The sequence below is a fragment of the Rothia sp. P5766 genome, assembly GCF_048513555.1.
Taxonomy (GTDB): domain Bacteria; phylum Actinomycetota; class Actinomycetes; order Actinomycetales; family Micrococcaceae; genus Rothia.
In genome coordinates this window covers 18,437-36,127 of sequence record NZ_JBLXXS010000019.1, presented here as the reverse complement: position 1 = coordinate 36,127, position 17,691 = coordinate 18,437, and the positions used below count along the sequence as shown (strand labels likewise).

Here is a 17,691-nt window from a genome sequence, read left to right as displayed (position 1 = left end):
AGGACCGTGCCCCCGCCCACCTCTTCAAGGCGAGCGGGGGACCAGGCCGGGTTCCGGTCCTTATCAATGACCTGGGCGCGAATCCCCTCACTCAAATCGTGCCCTTCCATAGCCCTACAGGTGGTCACAAAATCCTGATTGAGGGTCTGAGCCAAGCTCTGGGTGGCGGCACGCCGTACCGCCTCCAAAGCCACCTTCATGCCCGTGGGGCTATTCTGCTCCATAGCCCCCAGAACTCTTGTAGCAAACTCAGCGCTCTCTCCCCCAGCCGCAACCACCTGCCGCACGCTCTGCCTGATCTGCTCTACCGAATCAGCGGCAAAGGCCTGCTGCACCCAGGCGGCCTGGGCAGCCAGCGGGGAAGCGCCAGCGTCAACCTGCATCCCGGCCAGCACACCGTCAACCTCAGAACTGTCAGCCACCCCAGATAGCGCTCCCACCAGGTCATCAACCCTGGCTGAGGGAATAAAAAAGTCAGCCAAGCCCACTGCTAGGGCATCGGCCCCGCCCACATGCAAACCAGTCAGCGCCATCAGCACCCCCAGATGCTGAGGTGCCCGGGCCAGAATATTAAGAACACCTACATCCGGGCTAAAACCAATCACCGTTTCGGGCATACCGGCGCGGGTCCGCTCAGTCACTAAACGGTGAGAACCGTGGGCAGAAACCCCCAGGCCCCCGCCCAGCACCAAACCGTCCATCAGGGCAATATAGGGCTTAGGGTAGCGGGAAAGTCGCAGGTTGAGAGCGTACTCGTAGCGAAAGAACTCCACACCCTCCTGCGGGGCATCCTTCATAGCCCGGTAGAGAGCTACGATATCTCCCCCGGCGCACAGGCCACGCTCACCAGCTCCGCGCACCAGCACGGCACACACGCCCGGATCAGCCTCAAACCGATCCAAGGCCGCATTCAGGCCCTGCATCATCTGGTAGTTCAAGGCATTAACGGCACTGGGCCTATTGAGGGTAATCACCCCCAGGCTCCCGCACTGCTGCACCAGAAGGCTCTGATCTGCTACGTCCACCATGATCTTTCCTCTCAATGATTGGGCCCAAGACCCAGCCGCCAGGTCGGCCACACTGCCGCCAGCGGGGGCCTGTCTCTAGCCCCGATAAACACTTTTCGCCACTGCCCACTCTACCCACCTCTCTCTGAGCAAGACAGCGTCAGTTCACACCCCCAGAGAGAAAACCCATCAGCTGGCCCGGCACGCCACCCGGTTTCTTGACCGTGACCCACGAAACACTATATTCTGAACGAACGGTCAGTAATTATTTTTGACTGGGGGAAGCCCCTCCCCCACACCCCGCAAGGAGCCAGCCCATGACCACAGAGACAACTAACCCTCACCTCACAGCAGTAGACCAACCCGCACCAGGGGACACCAGCACCGAGCAGGCCTACTTTGACCAGCTCATCGCAGAGGACTCCCGCGTCGAACCCCGCGACTGGATGCCCGAAAAGTACCGCAAGACCCTCACCCGCCAGGTCTCCCAGCACGCCCACTCCGAAATCATCGGCATGCAACCCGAAGCCAACTGGATCACCCGCGCCCCCTCCCTCAAACGCAAGGCTATCCTCATGGCCAAGGTGCAGGATGAGGCCGGACACGGGCTCTACCTCTACTCCGCCGCTGAAACCCTCGGCACCCCCCGCCACATCCTCAACGAACAACTGCTTGAGGGCCGAGCCAAATACTCCTCCATCTTCAACTACCCCGCCCGTACCTGGGCTGACATGGGCGCTATCGGCTGGCTCGTCGATGGAGCCGCCATCTGCAACCAGGTCCCCCTCTGCCGCGCCTCCTACGGCCCCTACGGGCGAGCTATGGTCCGCATCTGCAAGGAAGAATCCTTCCACCAGCGCCAGGGCTGGGAAATTCTCTACGCCCTCTCCCACGGCACAGAAGCCCAAAAGAAAATGGCCCAGGACGCCGTCAACCGCTTCTACGGCCCCGCCCTACAAATGTTCGGCCCCCCGGATGCCGACTCCCCCAACTCCCAGCAGTCCATGGCCTGGAACATCAAACGCTTCTCCAACGACGAGCTACGCCAGCGCTTCATTGACATGCTGGTCCCCCAGGCCGAGGCTCTGGGCCTGACCCTGCCCGACCCGGACCTCAAATGGAACGAAGAGCGCGGCCACTACGACCACGGCCCCCTGGACTGGGATGAATTCCACTCCGTAATCTCCGGGGCAGGCCCCTGCAACGTCCAGCGTATGCAACGCCGCCGCGCCGCCCACGAGGAGGGCGCCTGGGTACGCGAAGCAGCCGCCGCCTACGCACGCAAAACAGCAGAGCAACACGCAGAACTCCTGGGAGCATAAAGATGACCGAGAACATCACACACCTACCCGACTCCAACGAATGGCCCCTTTGGGAAGTCTTCGTCCGTTCATCACGCGGCCTCTCCCACGTTCACGCAGGCTCCCTGCACGCACCCGATGCCACCATGGCCCTGCGTAACGCCCGTGATCTCTACACCCGCCGCAACGAAGGCACCAGCATCTGGGTGGTCCCTGCCCAAGCAATCCTGGCCTCAGACCCCGACTCCAAGGGCGGCTTCTTTGAGTCGGCCCAGGGTAAGAGCTACCGCCACGCCACCTACTACACCACCAGCGAGGGGGTTAAGCACCTATGAGCATGGCCTCCTCAGACTCAGCAACCCACCACAGCCAAGGAGAATCAATCCTGGCTGAGGACATCACCGCCTCCGGAGTGCAGGCCAGTGATGCAGTAGCCCGCTACGCCCTAGCCCTGGGCGACGACGCCCTCATGCTAGGCCAGCGCCTCTCCCACTGGATCTCACGGGCACCAGAACTAGAAGAAGATATCGCCCTGGGCAACATCGCCCTGGACCTGATTGGGCACGCCCGCTTCTTCCTGACCTACGCAGGAACAGCCTGGGGCAAGACCGAAGACGACCTGGCCTACTTCCGCGACGAAGAAGAATTCCGTTCGGCCCGCCTGACCGAGCAGGAAAACGGGGACTTTGGGCAGACTATCGCCCGCCAGCTCATCTTCTCCTACTACCAGCACGAGCTCTACTCCCAGCTGGTCAACTCCCAGGACCCCACCCTGGCCGCCATTGCCGCCAAGGCCCTGAAAGAAGTGGCCTATCACCAGGACCACGCCACCGCCTGGACCCTGAGACTGGGCATGGGCACCCAGGAGTCAAACCGCCGTATGCAGGAGGGCCTCTACTACATGTGGCCCTACATTGATGAGCTCTTCTACGACTTTGACCCGGTAGACCAACTAGCGGGTATCGCGGTGGCCCCCTCAAGCCTGCGCCAAAGGTTCCAAGAGCGCCTGCACACCATCATCGGTGAAGCTCAGCTAGAGGTGCCCAACCTTGATCAGGCTCGCGGCGGCGACCGCTCCGGAGTCATGAGCGAGCACCGCGGGCACATCCTGGCAGAGATGCAGGTACTGGCCCGCGCCCACCCCGGCGCCACCTGGTAAAAACCGGGAGCACCCCGGTGCTCCCGGCCCTACCGCCCCCGCTAGCTGACCACACGCACAAGGAGGTGCCCCGATGACAAACGCTAGCCAAGCCGCTAGCGGCGGAATTGACTTCAGCTTCGGCTTTGACCAGGACTCCGGCTACGCAGCCCCACCCCGGGAGGCCGAAAGTGCCGTCCCGGCGCCCGCCGGCTCTGACGCTACCCTGTGGGAGCTAGCCGCCAAGGTAGCTGACCCCGAAATCCCGGTACTCTCCATAGCCGACCTGGGCATCCTACGCGCGGCCCGCTACGGCAAGGACGGCCAGCCGATAGTCGTCATCACTCCCACCTACTCCGGGTGCCCGGCCATGGAAAGTATTACCGCCAGCATCCGCCAGGTCTTCACAGATCACGGCCAGCAGATACCGCAGGTGGAGCTGGTACTCTCCCCGGCCTGGAGCACCGACTGGATGAGTCAGGCAGGTAAAGACCGCCTGGCAGAGTACGGTATTGCCCCACCCAGCGGGCAAGCCGCCGCGGGGCCGGTGACCCTGGGGCTGGCGGTCAAGTGCCCCCGCTGCCACTCCCTAGCTACCAAAGAACTCACCCGCTTTGGCTCCACTTCCTGTAAGGCTCTCTACCAGTGCACCGCCTGCTGCGAGCCCTTTGACTACTTCAAGATTCACTAAGGACTGCACCCGCTATGACCGAGACACCCACCCGCCGCCGAGCCAGCTTTAACAGCTTGACCGTTGCCGGGGTACGCAAACTCACCAAGGACTCCGTTGAAGTGACCTTCTCCGTGCCCGATGACCTGGTAGAAGACTACAACTACCTACCCGGCCAATATGTAGCCCTGCGCGCACAGATTGATGGGCAAGAGGTTCGCCGCTCCTACTCCATCTGCGCCGAGCCTACCCCCGGTGAAATTAAGGTCGCCATCAAAAGGGACTTCGGCGGTCTTTTTTCTAACTGGGCCAATGACACCCTCACCCCAGGGCAGATCATCGACGTCATGAACCCCCAGGGGGCCTTTGTTTCTCAGAGCACCGTCACCAGCCTTAACGACCCCCAGCACATAGCTCAGGAGGCGGATGCCAACGGGGGGCAACACCTGGTAGCCTTTGCCGCTGGCTCCGGCATCACCCCCATCATGGCTATCGCCCGGGCTGTACTTTCGGCCAGCCAAGCCAGCACCTTTGACCTGGTTTACGCCAACAAGTCCGCCCTTGATGTCATGTTTGCCGAAGAAATCGGGGACCTCAAAGACCGCTACCCCACCCGCTTCGCGGTTCACCATGTGCTCTCCCGCGAACAGCGCATCAACCCGCTCATGAGCGGCCGTATTGACGATGAGAAGCTCCAGGCCCTACTCGATCACGTCATCCAGGTAGACAGGGCCGATGAATGGTTCCTCTGCGGGCCTTTCGAACTGGTCCAGCTCTGCCGGGACACCCTGGCCGAGCGTGGAGTGGATCAGGACAAGGTACGTTTTGAGCTGTTCACCACCGGTAAGCCAGAGAAACCTGCTGGCCAGCAGGGCCGTTCCGTGGAAACAGACCCGGACGGTAAAAACTACTCCATTTCTTTCACTCTGGATGGAACCTCAGCTTCTGTGGAATCCCCTGTTTCAGCCCATGAGACCCTTTTGAATGCAGCCTTGCGGGTACGCCCGGATGTTCCCTTCGCCTGTGCCGGCGGTGTCTGCGGCACCTGTCGGGCTAAGGTCATAAGCGGCCAGGTGGATATGGACGAAAACTACGCCCTGGAAAAGGACGAGGTAGATGCCGGCTATATTCTCACCTGCCAGTCCCGCCCCTGCTCCGATGCTGTCAGCGTGGACTTTGACGCCTAGGAGGGGTAACCATGAGCATGATTGAGCTGACTGTAGAGGGCGGTATTGCAGAGGTGGTTTTGAAGGCCCCGGCTAAGATGAACGCCCTGAACGAGGCGGCCCTAGCTGACCTGTCGGCTGCCTACGATGAGGCCGCTACAGCCGGTGTGCGCGCCCTGCTCTTACGCGGGGAGGGGCGCGGCTTTTGCGCCGGGAGGGACATTGCCGGGTTGGTTCCTGCCGAGGATGATGCCTACGACTACCTGGCCGGTAAGGTTAGCCCGATCTTGAAGAAGATGAGTGCCTTCCCCGCCCCCACTTTCGCGGCGGTTCAAGGCCCCTGCCTGGGTGTTGGCCTGGGCCTGGCCATTGCTACGGACGTGGTCTATGTGGCTGATACTGCCAAGATTGGCTCGCCTTTCGCCAAGCTGGGGGCCACCTTGGACTCTGGCGGCCATGCTCTCTTTGTGGAACGTCTGGGTGCTCACCGGGCCCTGGATCTGATTTATACCGCCGATTTAATGTCCGGTGCTGAGGCTGTGGCGGCTGGGCTCTTTAGCCGGGTGGTGCCCGCCGATGAGTTGCTGGACTTTACCCGCGCCAAGGTGGCACAGGTGGCCGCCGGTGCTACGGGGGCTTTCCTGGCCTCTAAGCAGTTGGTGGCGCAGGTGCGCGACGCGCGGGTGGGCCTCTGGGAGTCCGTGGAAGCCGAGAACCGCGCCCAAGGCGACTTGTGCGCCTCCGCCGACTACGCCGAAGGCTTCGCCGCCTTCACCGAGAAACGCAAGCCGGTTTTTAAGGGGAAGTAAGGCCACCTGGGCTGGGACGTGCGTGGTTTCCTTCCAGATGCGCGGGTTCCTCGCACATTCTGGAAGGAAACCCGCGCATCTCGATGAGGGTGGCAAGCACCTGCTCCGGCACCTGCCGGTGAGAAAGGTGGCTCTAGGAGATCTCAACAATCCAGGCGACGATATTGGTCATGCCCTCTTGCTCGTAACCGGGCGGTGTGTGGAACTGGTAGGTCATGGTGACTACCTGCGGCCCGGGCTCTGCCAGCTTATGTTCCAGTAGGTAGCCTTCAGCGGAGGCCTGTAATATGTCCGGGTTTACCTCAATGAGCTGGTCAGGCTCCATGGCGCCACGCTAATGCCAGGACTGGTCTCGCCACACCTTTCCGATAGCCTCACCGCTTATTGCAGGGTCAATAAGACTCTTTGCAATAGTAAGAGCCTCTTCATAACTAGAGGGTGTAGTTCCACCTCTTTTCACTCTGCGGCCCGCATACATCGTTTTCCACGAATCGGGGCATACCAAGCCCTCACAATAAGGTGCCAGACCCCTTTCAAGCCGTTCAGATTCCAAAGCTTCATGCAACTGCCTGCCATCAATCACCTCAGTCAGTGCAAGCTGAACAATATCTATCAAGTCTCTCACTCGTGTACTGGGATTCTCTTGACCCGCCTGAGAATAGGTCTGCATCGCAGCTGCCACCTTATCGGCAAGATGATCCACCACAGGGTAGAGCTGAACCTTTGGCATATCCTCTAGCAGAACATCCTCAAGCGCTAATGCTGGCCGTTCTTCAACCTCTCCGGTCATCTGGCAACCAACCACCAGGTCAATAGTGATAGGGTTCTTGAGCCGACGACCAAAATCATCTTTCAGATGAACGGTAATTCTGCTACCCTGACGACGCCCTACAACCGTGCACTGCTCAGGGCTACTTTCACACTCAAGCCTAATATCGTAAGGAGCCGTTGAAATCTGCTGGAGGGCACGTTCAAAAGCCTCCACAGCCTGTTGAATGTTTTGGGCCTCCCTGTTGAAAAAATCAAGGTCCCGTGTAGAGCGTGCTTCAGGGTCACGCCATACTAGGGCAGTTCCGCCTTTAAGGACCCAGGCACCGTGTGAGTCTGCAAAGACGCGGGCAAGCACGATGCTACGGTGATAGAATTCTGTGCGCTCTGCCTTGGGAACTTGGCCGAATTTTCCCTTGCCGGACTGTGCCGCTTTGCGTCCCTGCTCATAGTTTTTAGTCTGACTGCTCATCTTCAGTTTCCTCGCAGGTCATGCCTGTTGCTGATATTTTCTTCATTTCACGCAGGACGGGTTCAAGCGCCTCATCTAGTACCTGTTGGAACTGCCCCATAAGCGGCACAACATTGCTAGAAACAGTTGCCTGAAGAGAAGCTAGCCCCTGCAGAGTTTTACTCATCTGTTCCTGGAAAGACTTATGCCATTGGGGGTCAAGCGCGCTACGCACAGCATAGGCGTATGCTAATCGATCCTCCAGAGAAGCACCCCGAAAATCTGATAGCTGATTGAAAATCTCACTGCTGGTTAGCCCATACACCTTCTCAACGTCTTGGGCACTTTGCTTAATCCTTACCCAGTCAAGCTTTGCACCTTTCTTCACAGCACCCATCAGCAGATCGCCAATATGCTCAAGCTCTTCACCGTCAGCAAGCAAATCTACAACAGTACGGGTCACAGACGTTACTTTCATCCCCTCAACGACTTCAATATCCGAAGCAGGGAGAACCCGTCTCCTTATGTGCACGTCTTCAGCCCTTGACTGTTTGCGTACAGGAACAAAAAACTCGTGCGAATGGGAGGTGAAATTACCAAGACCGTGAAGATAGGACGCTGATGCTGTAGCCACAACCGCACACTCGTCATCCTGTAGACGTTCAGCAACCGTTTTACCAGGATCAAGTGCCAGCCAGGCCGCTCGTAGCTCTTCATGAGCATCAGGCGCGAAAACCTCAAAGGCATAGATGCCCCGGCGTACCAGGCGAAGCTCATTCTTCCTAAGTAGGGCGTGAAGCCTGGAACGATGTACCCCATATTTGCTGGCCTGGGTTGCGGTGAAGAGGCCAAACTGGCGGCTGGCTAGATTACGAAGATCATCAAAGGGCATACTTCAATTGTTTCATAATGAATAACAAATGAAGTAGCATTTAGCAGTTAAATACTTCAAATGTTCTCTATAGATGTACAAATGAAGTAAAGGTTTACGAGAAAGCCCGGGAAGAAAGTTCTTTCCTCCCGGGCTTCTATTTTCCAGTCAGGGGCCTAGTAGCCCAGATCCTGGCTGTCCTCGCCGCTACCGGTAATAAAACGAGCCGCCAGCTTCTTAGACTCCAGGGCAAGTAACTGCACATCGGCGGCTACCAGAATAAAGTCAGCACCAGCATCCAGATAGTCCTGCGCTACCTGCGGGTCAAAAGCGTTCACGCCCACAGGCAGGCCGGCCGCCCGAGCCGTCCCGATTACCCGCTTCACCGCAGCCACCACGTCCGGGTGATTCTGCTGGCCCAACAGCCCCATAGAGGCCGCCAAATCAGAAGGCCCCACAAAGACCCCGGCTAGGCCCTCCACCGCACAAATCTCTGCCGCGTTCTCAACAGCGGTAGCAGACTCAATCTGCACACAAAGCGAAATGTACTTCTCAGCCTCGGTCAGGTAGCCAGCTACCCCACCCCAGCGGGCCGACCGGGACAGGGCAGAACCCACCCCGCGCACACCGGCAGGCGGGTAGCGGGTGGCGGCCACCGCCAGTTCAGCGGCAGCCGCATCATCGACCATAGGGATCAGCAGGTTTTGGGCACCAGCGTCCAAGAACTGTTTGATAGCAACCACGTCCAGGGAGGGCAGGCGCACCACACTCTGCACCGGGTAGGCCGCCGCCACCTGCAAAAGCTCTTGGACGGTCTCTAGGCTCACAACCCCGTGTTCGGCGTCCACCAGGAGCCAGTCCATGCCCGAACCGGCGCAAATCTCGGCGGCCACCGGCGACCCGGAACAGACCCACATGCCGACCGCTGGGCGGCCCAAGTCCCGCAGGGTCTGAGCAAAAGGCGGGTTTAGATGAAGCGACATGTGATTGCCCCCAAATCCCCGTAGTCGGCGTGCACGGTATCGCCGGGGTGCACCCACATGGGCTTGGTGAAGGAGCCTGCCAGAATTATCTCACCGGCCTTCAAACTGTCCCCGTGGGCGGCCAGCTTATTGGCTAACCAGGCAACCCCATTGGCCGGGTGGTTGAGTACGGCGGCTGCTACCCCGGTGTCCTCAATCTGCTCGTTGCGGTAGAGCAAAGCCGAAATCCAGCGCAAATCGACGGAGGCCGGGTCTACCGGGTTGCCTCCGTAGACCATGGCACCCAGGGCCGCGTTATCACTGATGGTATCTACAATGGTGCGGCCCTCCATCTCAATGCGAGAGCTCAAGATCTCTAGGGCAGGAACCACGTACTCGGTGGCACGCAGAACGTCAAAGATGGTGGCGTGGGGGCCGGCCAGGTCTTCTTTGAGGACGAAGGCCAGCTCCACCTCAATCCGCACATTGGAATACTGGGCGTGCTCAATAACCGACCCATTCTCATAAACCTGGTCGGCGAAGATAACACCGTAGTCCGGTTCGGTAATGCCGGTGGCCTCCTGCATGACCTTGGAGGTCAACCCAATTTTGCGGCCCACCAGCCTACGACCGGCGGCTTCACCGCGAGCGCGCCACATCTGTTGCACCGCGTAGGAATCTTCCACGGTCATCTCGGGGTAGCTGGCGGTCAGGCGCGGGATCATGGTGCGGTTCTTTTCGGCCTGGGCCAGGTCATCGGCAATCTGTGTGAGTTGTTCTTCAGTGAGCATAGCTAGCTTTCAATACTGCGAGAGGTGCTTGAGGGATATGCTCACCGCCAACTGGCTGGGTCTGGCGTGAATTGGGACGAGCGCTCCGCGCGAGTCCCAAGAGGCTTAGTTGGCTAGAGCATATCCCTTAAGCACCGAACTTATTGTATTTTCGGTCTTTAGAGCTGGTGGCCCAGCTTGTATTCACCCTTCTTCCAGTCAGGCATGGATTCCTCACCCTCATCTGAGCGGGTGTAAGAGAAGCCGTCTGCGCCGATGGTTTGTTCCAGTTCAGAATCATCGGTGCGCTCTACCAGGGGCACCAGGTTGCCGTCCAAGTCGAGGACGCGGGAGGCATCGGTGTACCAGGAGGGCACGACCGGGGTGCCCCACCAGTCACGGCGCTGGTTATCGTGGACGTCCCAGGTCACGCGGGGGTTGTCGGGGTCACCGGTGTAGTAGTCCTGGGTGTAAATCTCAACGCGGTGACCGTCCGGGTCGCGCAGGTAGAGGTAGTAGGCGTTGGAGACACCGTGGCGGCCGGGGCCGCGCTCAATGTGATCGGACAGGCGTAGGGCACCGAGCTTATCGCAGATGGCGATAATGTTGTGCTTCTCGTGGGTTGCGAAGGCCACATGGTGCATGCGGGGGCCGTCACCGCCGGTCATGGCGGTATCGTGCACGGTGGGTTTGCGGCGCATCCAGGCGGCGTAGGCAGTGCCGGCCTGGTCCTGAATGTCTTCGGTGACGCGGAAACCTAGATCTTCCATGTAGGAGATAGCCCGGGGCACGTCCGGGGTGACCTGGTTGAAGTGGTCCAGGCGGACGAGGGCACCGGGGGTGTGCAGTTCGTAACGCCAGGCCAGGCGCTCGACGTGTTCCACATCGTAGAAGAACTCGTAGGGGAAGCCCAGGGGGTCAAGGACGCGTACGGAATCGCCCAGGCCTTTGACGAAGCCTTCTTTCTTCCTGCGGACCTCACAGCAGCGGGATTCATAGAACTTTTCGGCCTTATCCAGGTCCTCTGGGGTGCGGACCCGGTAGGAGAAAGCGGCAACAGCCGGGGTTTCTCCCTTGCGCAGGATCAGGTTGTGGTGGATGAACTCTTCTAGAGAGCGCAGGTAGATGGTGTTCTCGTCCTCTTCGGTGACGACAAGGCCCAGGACATCGACGTAGAAGTCGCGGGAGCGTTCTAGGTCGGTGACCACCAGCTCCATGGAGGCGCAGCGGACGATATCGGGGGCGTTCTCATCGGGTGTAATAACGGGGTAATCAACAAAATTGGGTGACATGGTTATGCTTTCTTTTCTTAGGCCCGGTGGCTTGGCATCCTCGCCAGGCTACCGGGCACCGGTGCTAACTGGCTTAGTTGGCTTTACCGAAGACGGGGTTGTGGACCTCGCCCAGGTTGATGTGTACGGCCTGCTGGTCGGTGTAGAAGTCGATGGAGCGGTAGCCACCCTCATGGCCCAGGCCGGAGGCCTTAACACCGCCGAAGGGGGTGCGTAGGTCGCGGACGTTGTTGGAGTTGAGCCAGACCATGCCTGCCTCTACTGCCTGGGAGAAGTTGTGGGCCCGCTGTAGGTTGGAGGTCCAGATGTAAGCGGCCAGGCCGTACTTGGTATTGTTAGCCAGCTCTAGGGCTTCTTCATCAGTGTCGAAGGGGGTGATGGCAACGACGGGGCCGAAGATTTCTTCTTGGAAGATGCGGGCATCGGGGGCTACGTCGGCAAAGACGGTAGGCTCCACAAAGTTGCCTTGATCAAACCCTCCGGGGCGGGAGCCACCGGCGACCAGGCGGCCTTCACTCTTGCCGATCTCGATGTAGGACATGACCTTCTCGTAGTGTTCGGGGTGGACCAGGGCACCGACTTCGGTGGCCGGATCTGAGGGTAGGCCTACTTTGACGCGCTTGGCCTGGGCGGCGTAGCGTTCCACGAACTCATGGTAGATACTGCGCTGGACCAGGATGCGGGAGCCTGCGGTGCAGCGCTCGCCGTTGAGGGAGAAAACCCCGAAGATGGTGGCGTTAATGGCGGTCTCTAGGTCAGCGTCCTCAAAGACAACGGCCGGTGACTTACCGCCCAGCTCCATAGACAGGCCCTTGAGGTAGGGGGCGGCATTGGCGAAGATGATCTGGCCGGTCTTGGATTCGCCGGTGAATGAGATCAGGGGAACGTCCGGGTGTTTAACCAGGGCGTCTCCGGCGCTTTCACCGAAGCCGTTGACCAGGTTGAAGACACCTGCCGGCAGGCCGGCTTCCTCAAAGATTCCTGCCCAGAGGGAGGCTGAGAGGGGGGTAAATTCGGCGGGTTTGAGGACCACGCAGTTACCGGTGGCCAGGGCGGGGGCTAGCTTCCAGGATTCCAGCATGAAGGGGGTGTTCCAGGGGGTGATCAGGCCGGCGACCCCGATGGGCTTGCGGTTGACGTAGTTGATCTGGCGGCCCGGTACTTTGAAGGAGTCGTCGGTTTGGGCCACGATCAGGTCGGCGAAGAAGCGGAAGTTCTCGGCGGCACGGCGAGCCTGGCCCTTGGCCTGGGTGATGGGTAGGCCGGAGTCGAAGGACTCCATCTGGGCTAGGGTTTCTTCACGGGATTCCACAATGTCAGCGATTTTCATGAGCACCCGGGCGCGCTCGCGTGGCAGCATGGTGGGCCAGGGGCCGCTGGTGAAGGCTTGGCGGGCGGCAGCTACGGCGGCCTCGATGTCCTCTTTCTTACCGCTGGCGGCCTGGATATAGGGCTGGTTGGTCACGGGGTTGAGTACGTCGAAGGTTTCGCCGTCTAGGGAGTCAACGAACTGACCGTTGATGTAGTGCTGGATTCGGTCGGGTAGACCTGCGGGGAGGGTGGTGTTGGGTGTGCTCACGGGCTAACTCCTTGGTGGTGTTGAATCTGAAGAATGAAAAATTTTTAGTGGGTGCTCTTGAGGTAGCTGGAGAGGGTCGCTTGACGGTGCTGGCGGGCAACGGCCTCAATCTCTTGTTCCTTGGCCCCGGATTCGATGAGGCTCAGCATGCGATTGTGCTCGCTGACAGACTCCTGGGCTCTAGCGGGTACAAAAGAGAAGGTTGATTCTCTCAGATGGCTGAGGCGGTCCCACTCAATGGCAACTAGCTCGAGGAGCCTGTCGTTGGGGCAGGCTGAGCAAAGGATCTGGTGGAAGCGGTAGTTGAGTTCGGTAAAGGCTTTGGGGTCAAAGTCTTCAAGAAGGGCCTCCATCTGGGTGTTCAGTTCCCGTGCCTGTTCGAGTTTCTGGGCACTCAGGTGGGGTGCTGAGTGGGCTGTAGCCCGCCCCTCTAAGAGGCCCAGCACCTGCATACTGTGGGTGTAGGCGGACTGGTCAACCATGGCAACCCGGGCACCTACGTTCCGCTCGAAGGTGGCTAGGCCTTCGGCTTCAAGGCGGCGGATAGCTTCACGCACCGGGACCACTGACATCTCTAATTCAGCGGCCAGACTCGAGAGGGTGAGCCTGTGGCCCGGGGCGAACTCTTGGCCGACTATTTTCTCTCGGATCCATTGGTAGGCGCTCTCCGCTTTGGACAGCCTAGCTCTTCTCTGGTGGCTCACAGGGCTATTCGCTTCCCTGCTGGGACTGGACGAAGGCCTGGTAGGCTTCCTTCCACTGTCCGGTGGGCGGGAAGAGCCCATCCACGGGGTTGCCTTGGGCTACGCGCTGGGCTACCCAGGCGTCTTCTTCTTCCTTAGCCTGGGCGGCGGCGGCTACCTCATCGACCAGATCTAGGGGGATCACGATAACCCCGTCATCATCACCTACGATGACGTCTCCCGGTAAGACGGTGGCGTTTCCGCAGGCTATGGCAACATCTGATTCCCAAGGGACGTGGCGGCGGCCCAGGACAGCCGGGTGGGGGCCCTGGCTAAAGACGGGCAGGCCGATCCTTTGGACTTCTGCGTAGTCGCGTACACCGCCGTCTGTCACAACACCGGCAGCTCCCCGGTGCTGGGCCCGCAGGGCTAGGATGTCGCCCAGGGTGCCTGACTGGGAGCTTCCCCGTGCCTCAATGACGATGACTTCCCCGGCTTGGACACTGTCAAAACAGCGTTTCTGAGCGTTGTAGCCGCCACCGTGGCTCTTGAAGAGGTCCTCACGGTTAGGGACAAAGCGCAGGGTTTTGGCGGTACCTACCAGCTTGGTTCCGGGGGTCTGGGGGTAGACCCCTTCAATCACAACGTTGTTGAGGCCGCGGGCTCGGAGCTGGGCCGAGAGGCCAGCGGTGGGTAGCTCCTGGAGCAGGGCGCGGGTTTCCTGGCTGAGGGCCGGCTTCTCTGGTAGGCCTGCTTCCTGGCGGGAGCCCCAGGCTTCTTCAACCTGGGTTTCGGTGGTGGCAGGCAGGTTGCCCAGATCCGGGTCAAAGTTCCCCTCCCCTTCGATAACGCGGGTGGAGAGCTTGCCGCTGGTGGGGGAACCGGGGGCAGTGGGGGCATCTACCTCCACCTCGACTAGGTCGCCGGGAACCAGCACCGAGGAACCTGCCGGGGTGCCGGTGAGAATAATGTCGCCGGGCTCTAGGGTCATATGCTGGGATAGGTCTGCCACGAACTGGGCCAGGGGGAAGATTAGGTCTTGGTCGGTGGTTCCGCTTTCCTGGCGGAGTTGGCCGTTGACCCAGGTGCGCACACGCAGCTGGTCAGGTTGGACGGTAGAAGCATCAATGTAGTTAGGCCCTATCGGTGTGTAACCGTCACGGCCTTTGGAGCGCACGTTGGAGCCCTTATCGGCGGCCCGGTAGTCGTAGATTCCTAGGTCGTTAGCTGCGGTGATATGGGAGATGTGGTCCCAGGCCTGGCTCTGGCTGACCCAGCGGGCTTCCTTTCCTACAATCAGGGCGATTTCGCCCTCGAAAGCCAGTAAGTCGGTGCCTTGGGGGCGGGCTACTTCACCTGATCCGGTCAGGGAGCTGGTGGGTTTGAAGAAGTAGGAGGGGGTGGAGGGCCGGCGGCCTCGCTGGGCGGCTCGGGATTCGTAGGCAAGGTGCACAGCGATGATCTTGCCGGGGGCTGCGGGTAGGGGTGTGGGCTGATCTGCCATAGAGTCTCCTCCTCGAGCTCTGGTATTTCACCGAAAATCGTATATTATTTTCACACATTAGCAAGTAATCAGCGTCACAACAAGGGGGAGGGTAGCTAGCCTTCAAGCAGGCAAGCTAGTCCCCTCCACACAACAAAGCAAAAGCCTCGGCGCTTCTGTTCTTGAAAGGAAAAATGATGAAGGAGCCATACCTCATCGGAGTCTATGCAGCCGATGCTGGAATCAAAGGAGAATTATCCTACATCCTGAGGAAAGTCAGCGGGCGCCAAGGTTGCGCCCTCTGCGACATCACCCACGGCTACAATCCCCTGGGCAAGAAAGAGTGGAAAGAAGCCTGCCAGACCCTACCACTGCCCCTGAGAACCCTGCACCTCAACCAAGGTACCCCCCAGCTCAAAACCCTGATCCCAGATGAGCAGGCACCCGCTATCGCCTACATCTGCGGGGAAGAGTCCCGTATTTTAGTTACCTCCCAGGAACTCCAGGGCTGCAACAAGAGCCCCCAGGCCCTCCTTGAACTCATCAAAAAGAAACTTTCTGGCCTACACCCCACGGAATAGGCCCTTAGAAAGGCCCTGTAAAAGTTTAGTCACCAGAGCCTAGAAGGCCGTTCCTGGATCAGGGTAGGCCAGCACAGCCAGTAAGGGCAGCTCCCTCGGGCCTGGGCCAGCACTCCCTCAGCAAAAAGAGCACCTATCCCTTGTTGCCCGGTCTGGTATCGTATATGATTCAAATTAGTTACCGACATCACACCCCTGGGGGCTTGGGTCTTCCAACACACCCAAACTAAGGCGTACAAGGACGTACCCCAACACACCGTAAGGAGCAGTATGCACTTCCACCACAACGGTTATATTTCCCGCGATCCGCGCATCCAAGAAGCTGCTGGCTACGGCATCGACCGCCCCAGCGACCTGCCAGAAACAATGGATGTGCTCATCGTCGGCTCAGGCCCTGCCGGCATGATTGCCGCAGCCCAACTCTCCCAATTCCCCACCGTCAATACCCGCATCATCGAACGCCGTGAAGGCCGCCTAGAACTCGGGCAAGCCGACGGCATCCAGGCCCGCTCGGTCGAAACCTTCCAGGCCTTCCGTTTTGCCGAAGAGGTCATCCGGGAGGCCTACCACATCACCGAAATGAGCTTCTGGAAGCCGGACCCCCAAAACCCCCAAAACATTATTCGCGGTGCCCGCCCCGTCGATGACCCCCACGACATCAGCGAATTCCCCCACCTAATCGTTAATCAGGCCAGGGTGCTGGACTACTTCGCAGAATACGCCCGCAACTCCCCCGGCAGAATCACCCCCGACTACGGCATTGAATTTCTGGGGCTGAGCACCGACGAAAGCCAGGAATACCCCCTAGAAGTCCGCCTGTGCCACAGCGCTGGCCCCCAGCAGGGGCAGGAGTTTAGCGTGCGCACCAAATACATCATCGGCTGCGATGGAGCCCGCTCAGCTGTGCGCAAGGCCATCGGCCGCAAGCTGACCGGGGACGCCGCCAACCACGCCTGGGGCGTCATGGACGTCATCGTCAATACTGACTTTCCCGATTGGCGCATGAAGTGCGCTATCAGCTCAGCCCAGGGATCTATTCTGCATATCCCCCGAGAGGGTGGGCACCTGGCCCGGGTCTATGTAGACCTTGGCGAAGTCCCAGCAGATGATAACCACGCTGTACGTTCCACCCCCATCGAAGAGATCATTGACCGTGCCAACGCCATCTACCACCCCTATAGCATCGACGTTAAAGAGGTTGCCTGGCACTCGGTCTACGAAGTAGGCCACCGGCTGACAGATCACTTCGATGACCGCAGCACAGAAGAAACCCACCCGCGGGTTTTCATCACCGGCGATGCCTGCCACACCCACTCCGCCAAAGCAGGCCAGGGCATGAACGTCTCCATGCAAGATGGCTTTAACATCGCCTGGAAGCTGGGGCATGTCCTCAGCGGCCGGGCCCCCCAAGCCCTGCTCGAAACCTACTCGGAAGAACGCCAGGAAGTAGCCCAGGACCTGATCAACTTTGACAAAGAGTGGTCAACCCTCATGGCCACCAAACCCGAAGACCTCCCCAGCCCCGAATACCTCGAAGAGTTCTACGTCAAGACAGCCGAGTTCCCGGCCGGCTTTATGACCTGCTATAAGCCCTCTTTACTGACCGGTGGCACCGAGCACCAGCACCTGGCTGAAGGCTTCCCGGTGGGTAAGCGTTTCCGCTCGGCCCGGGTCAATCGGCGGGAGAATTCCTACCCCCGGCACCTGGGCCACGAGGCCACTGCCGACGGTCGTTACCGGCTCTACGTCTTTGCAGATGCAGCCCACCCCGCCGCAGAAGATTCTGCGGTACGAACCCTGAGCGACTTCCTCGTTTCGGACCCCCAATCACCTTTCGTGAAGTTCCGGGCCCAGGGCCAAGACTTTGACGCGCTCATTGAGCCCCTGGTGATTTACCAACAGGTCCACACCGAGTTTGAGGTCACCGATGTACCAGCAGCCTTCCGCCCGCTAGTTGGCCAGCACCAGGTGGAGTACTGGGAGAACATCTACTGTCGCCTGCCAGAAGAAGATATCTTTGAGCAACGCGCTATTAGCCGCGATGGTGCTGTCATCATCGTGCGCCCCGACCAGTATGTGGCCGCAGTGCTACCCCTCAATGACCTGCAGGGCATCAGCGACTACTTCAACGGAGTCTTCCAGTAAGACTACTCACAGATG

At 59.7% G+C, this 17,691-nt stretch carries 18 protein-coding genes; 8 read left to right on the top strand and 10 right to left on the bottom strand.

The annotated features are described in order from the left end of the window. Nucleotides 1–1,028: 3-hydroxyisobutyryl-CoA hydrolase (locus ACN08V_RS09740; RefSeq protein ID WP_419105406.1), on the bottom strand; the 1,028-nt coding region annotated here is incomplete at its 3' end. Between the two features lie 296 nt (nt 1,029–1,324). Here ACN08V_RS09740 and paaA point away from each other — a divergent pair. From paaA to ACN08V_RS09710, 6 genes are all read left to right on the top strand, one after another. Beyond that, nucleotides 1,325–2,329 (top strand): 1,2-phenylacetyl-CoA epoxidase subunit PaaA, encoded by a 1,005-nt coding sequence (gene paaA / locus ACN08V_RS09735; RefSeq protein ID WP_419098887.1) that lies wholly within the window; start codon nt 1,325–1,327, stop codon nt 2,327–2,329. A gap of 2 nt (nt 2,330–2,331) precedes the next feature. After that, nucleotides 2,332–2,643 carry a 1,2-phenylacetyl-CoA epoxidase subunit PaaB gene (gene paaB, locus ACN08V_RS09730; RefSeq protein WP_419098886.1) on the top strand — a complete coding sequence of 104 codons (312 nt, stop codon included), beginning with the start codon at nt 2,332–2,334 and terminating at the stop codon, nt 2,641–2,643. After that, on the top strand, nt 2,640–3,467 hold the full coding sequence (gene paaC, locus ACN08V_RS09725; protein ID WP_419098885.1) for a 1,2-phenylacetyl-CoA epoxidase subunit PaaC: 828 nt from the start codon (nt 2,640–2,642) through the stop codon (nt 3,465–3,467). The genes paaB and paaC overlap by 4 nt, the downstream gene beginning before the upstream one ends. A 73-nt stretch (nt 3,468–3,540) precedes the next feature. After that, complete coding sequence (gene paaD / locus ACN08V_RS09720; protein WP_419105405.1) at nt 3,541–4,137, top strand: 1,2-phenylacetyl-CoA epoxidase subunit PaaD; 597 nt, start codon at nt 3,541–3,543, stop codon at nt 4,135–4,137. A 14-nt stretch (nt 4,138–4,151) separates the two neighbouring features. Beyond that, a complete protein-coding gene (gene paaE / locus ACN08V_RS09715) occupies nt 4,152–5,303 on the top strand; it encodes a 1,2-phenylacetyl-CoA epoxidase subunit PaaE (RefSeq protein WP_419098883.1) in 1,152 nt (383 codons plus the stop codon). 17 nt (nt 5,304–5,320) lie between these two features. Then, nucleotides 5,321–6,091, top strand: coding sequence for an enoyl-CoA hydratase/isomerase family protein (locus ACN08V_RS09710; protein WP_419105407.1), 771 nt, complete (start codon nt 5,321–5,323; stop codon nt 6,089–6,091). A 133-nt stretch (nt 6,092–6,224) separates the two neighbouring features. On the opposite strand, the gene ACN08V_RS09705 is transcribed toward ACN08V_RS09710, so the two are convergent. The 9 genes from ACN08V_RS09705 to ACN08V_RS09665 all read right to left on the bottom strand — a co-directional run bounded on the left by ACN08V_RS09705 (nt 6,225) and on the right by ACN08V_RS09665 (nt 14,971). Further along, a complete protein-coding gene (locus ACN08V_RS09705; RefSeq protein WP_419105404.1) occupies nt 6,225–6,416 on the bottom strand; it encodes a hypothetical protein in 192 nt (63 codons plus the stop codon). A gap of 9 nt (nt 6,417–6,425) precedes the next feature. Further along, complete coding sequence (locus ACN08V_RS09700) at nt 6,426–7,331, bottom strand: nucleotidyl transferase AbiEii/AbiGii toxin family protein (protein WP_419105403.1); 906 nt, start codon at nt 7,329–7,331, stop codon at nt 6,426–6,428. Further along, nucleotides 7,315–8,202, bottom strand: a complete 888-nt coding sequence (locus tag ACN08V_RS09695) for a type IV toxin-antitoxin system AbiEi family antitoxin domain-containing protein (RefSeq protein ID WP_419105402.1) — start codon at nt 8,200–8,202, stop codon at nt 7,315–7,317. The genes ACN08V_RS09700 and ACN08V_RS09695 overlap by 17 nt, the downstream gene beginning before the upstream one ends. 155 nt (nt 8,203–8,357) lie before the next feature. Then, complete coding sequence (locus ACN08V_RS09690; protein WP_419105401.1) at nt 8,358–9,164, bottom strand: HpcH/HpaI aldolase family protein; 807 nt, start codon at nt 9,162–9,164, stop codon at nt 8,358–8,360. Continuing rightward, a complete protein-coding gene (hpaH, locus tag ACN08V_RS09685; RefSeq protein ID WP_419098879.1) occupies nt 9,149–9,934 on the bottom strand; it encodes a 2-oxo-hept-4-ene-1,7-dioate hydratase in 786 nt (261 codons plus the stop codon). Before hpaH ends, ACN08V_RS09690 begins: the two co-directional genes overlap by 16 nt. 158 nt (nt 9,935–10,092) lie before the next feature. Next, nucleotides 10,093–11,205, bottom strand: a complete 1,113-nt coding sequence (gene hpaD / locus ACN08V_RS09680) for a 3,4-dihydroxyphenylacetate 2,3-dioxygenase (protein WP_419105400.1) — start codon at nt 11,203–11,205, stop codon at nt 10,093–10,095. A gap of 73 nt (nt 11,206–11,278) precedes the next feature. Beyond that, nucleotides 11,279–12,784: a 5-carboxymethyl-2-hydroxymuconate semialdehyde dehydrogenase gene (gene hpaE, locus ACN08V_RS09675; RefSeq protein ID WP_419105399.1), complete on the bottom strand. Its 1,506-nt coding sequence runs from the start codon at nt 12,782–12,784 to the stop codon at nt 11,279–11,281. A 44-nt stretch (nt 12,785–12,828) separates the two neighbouring features. Further along, nucleotides 12,829–13,488: a GntR family transcriptional regulator gene (locus ACN08V_RS09670; RefSeq protein ID WP_419098876.1), complete on the bottom strand. Its 660-nt coding sequence runs from the start codon at nt 13,486–13,488 to the stop codon at nt 12,829–12,831. 4 nt (nt 13,489–13,492) lie between these two features. After that, nucleotides 13,493–14,971, bottom strand: coding sequence for a fumarylacetoacetate hydrolase family protein (locus ACN08V_RS09665; RefSeq protein ID WP_419105398.1), 1,479 nt, complete (start codon nt 14,969–14,971; stop codon nt 13,493–13,495). Nucleotides 14,972–15,144: 173 nt separating this feature from the next. Here ACN08V_RS09665 and ACN08V_RS09660 point away from each other — a divergent pair, with 173 nt between their 5' ends. Both ACN08V_RS09660 and ACN08V_RS09655 read left to right on the top strand, forming a co-directional pair. Then, a complete protein-coding gene (locus tag ACN08V_RS09660; protein ID WP_419105397.1) occupies nt 15,145–15,531 on the top strand; it encodes a hypothetical protein in 387 nt (128 codons plus the stop codon). Between the two features lie 270 nt (nt 15,532–15,801). Next, the gene (locus ACN08V_RS09655; RefSeq protein WP_419105396.1) at nt 15,802–17,676 is read left to right on the top strand and encodes an FAD-binding monooxygenase; all 1,875 of its coding nucleotides are present in this window, start codon (nt 15,802–15,804) and stop codon (nt 17,674–17,676) included. The last annotated feature ends 15 nt before the right edge of the window (nt 17,677–17,691 follow it).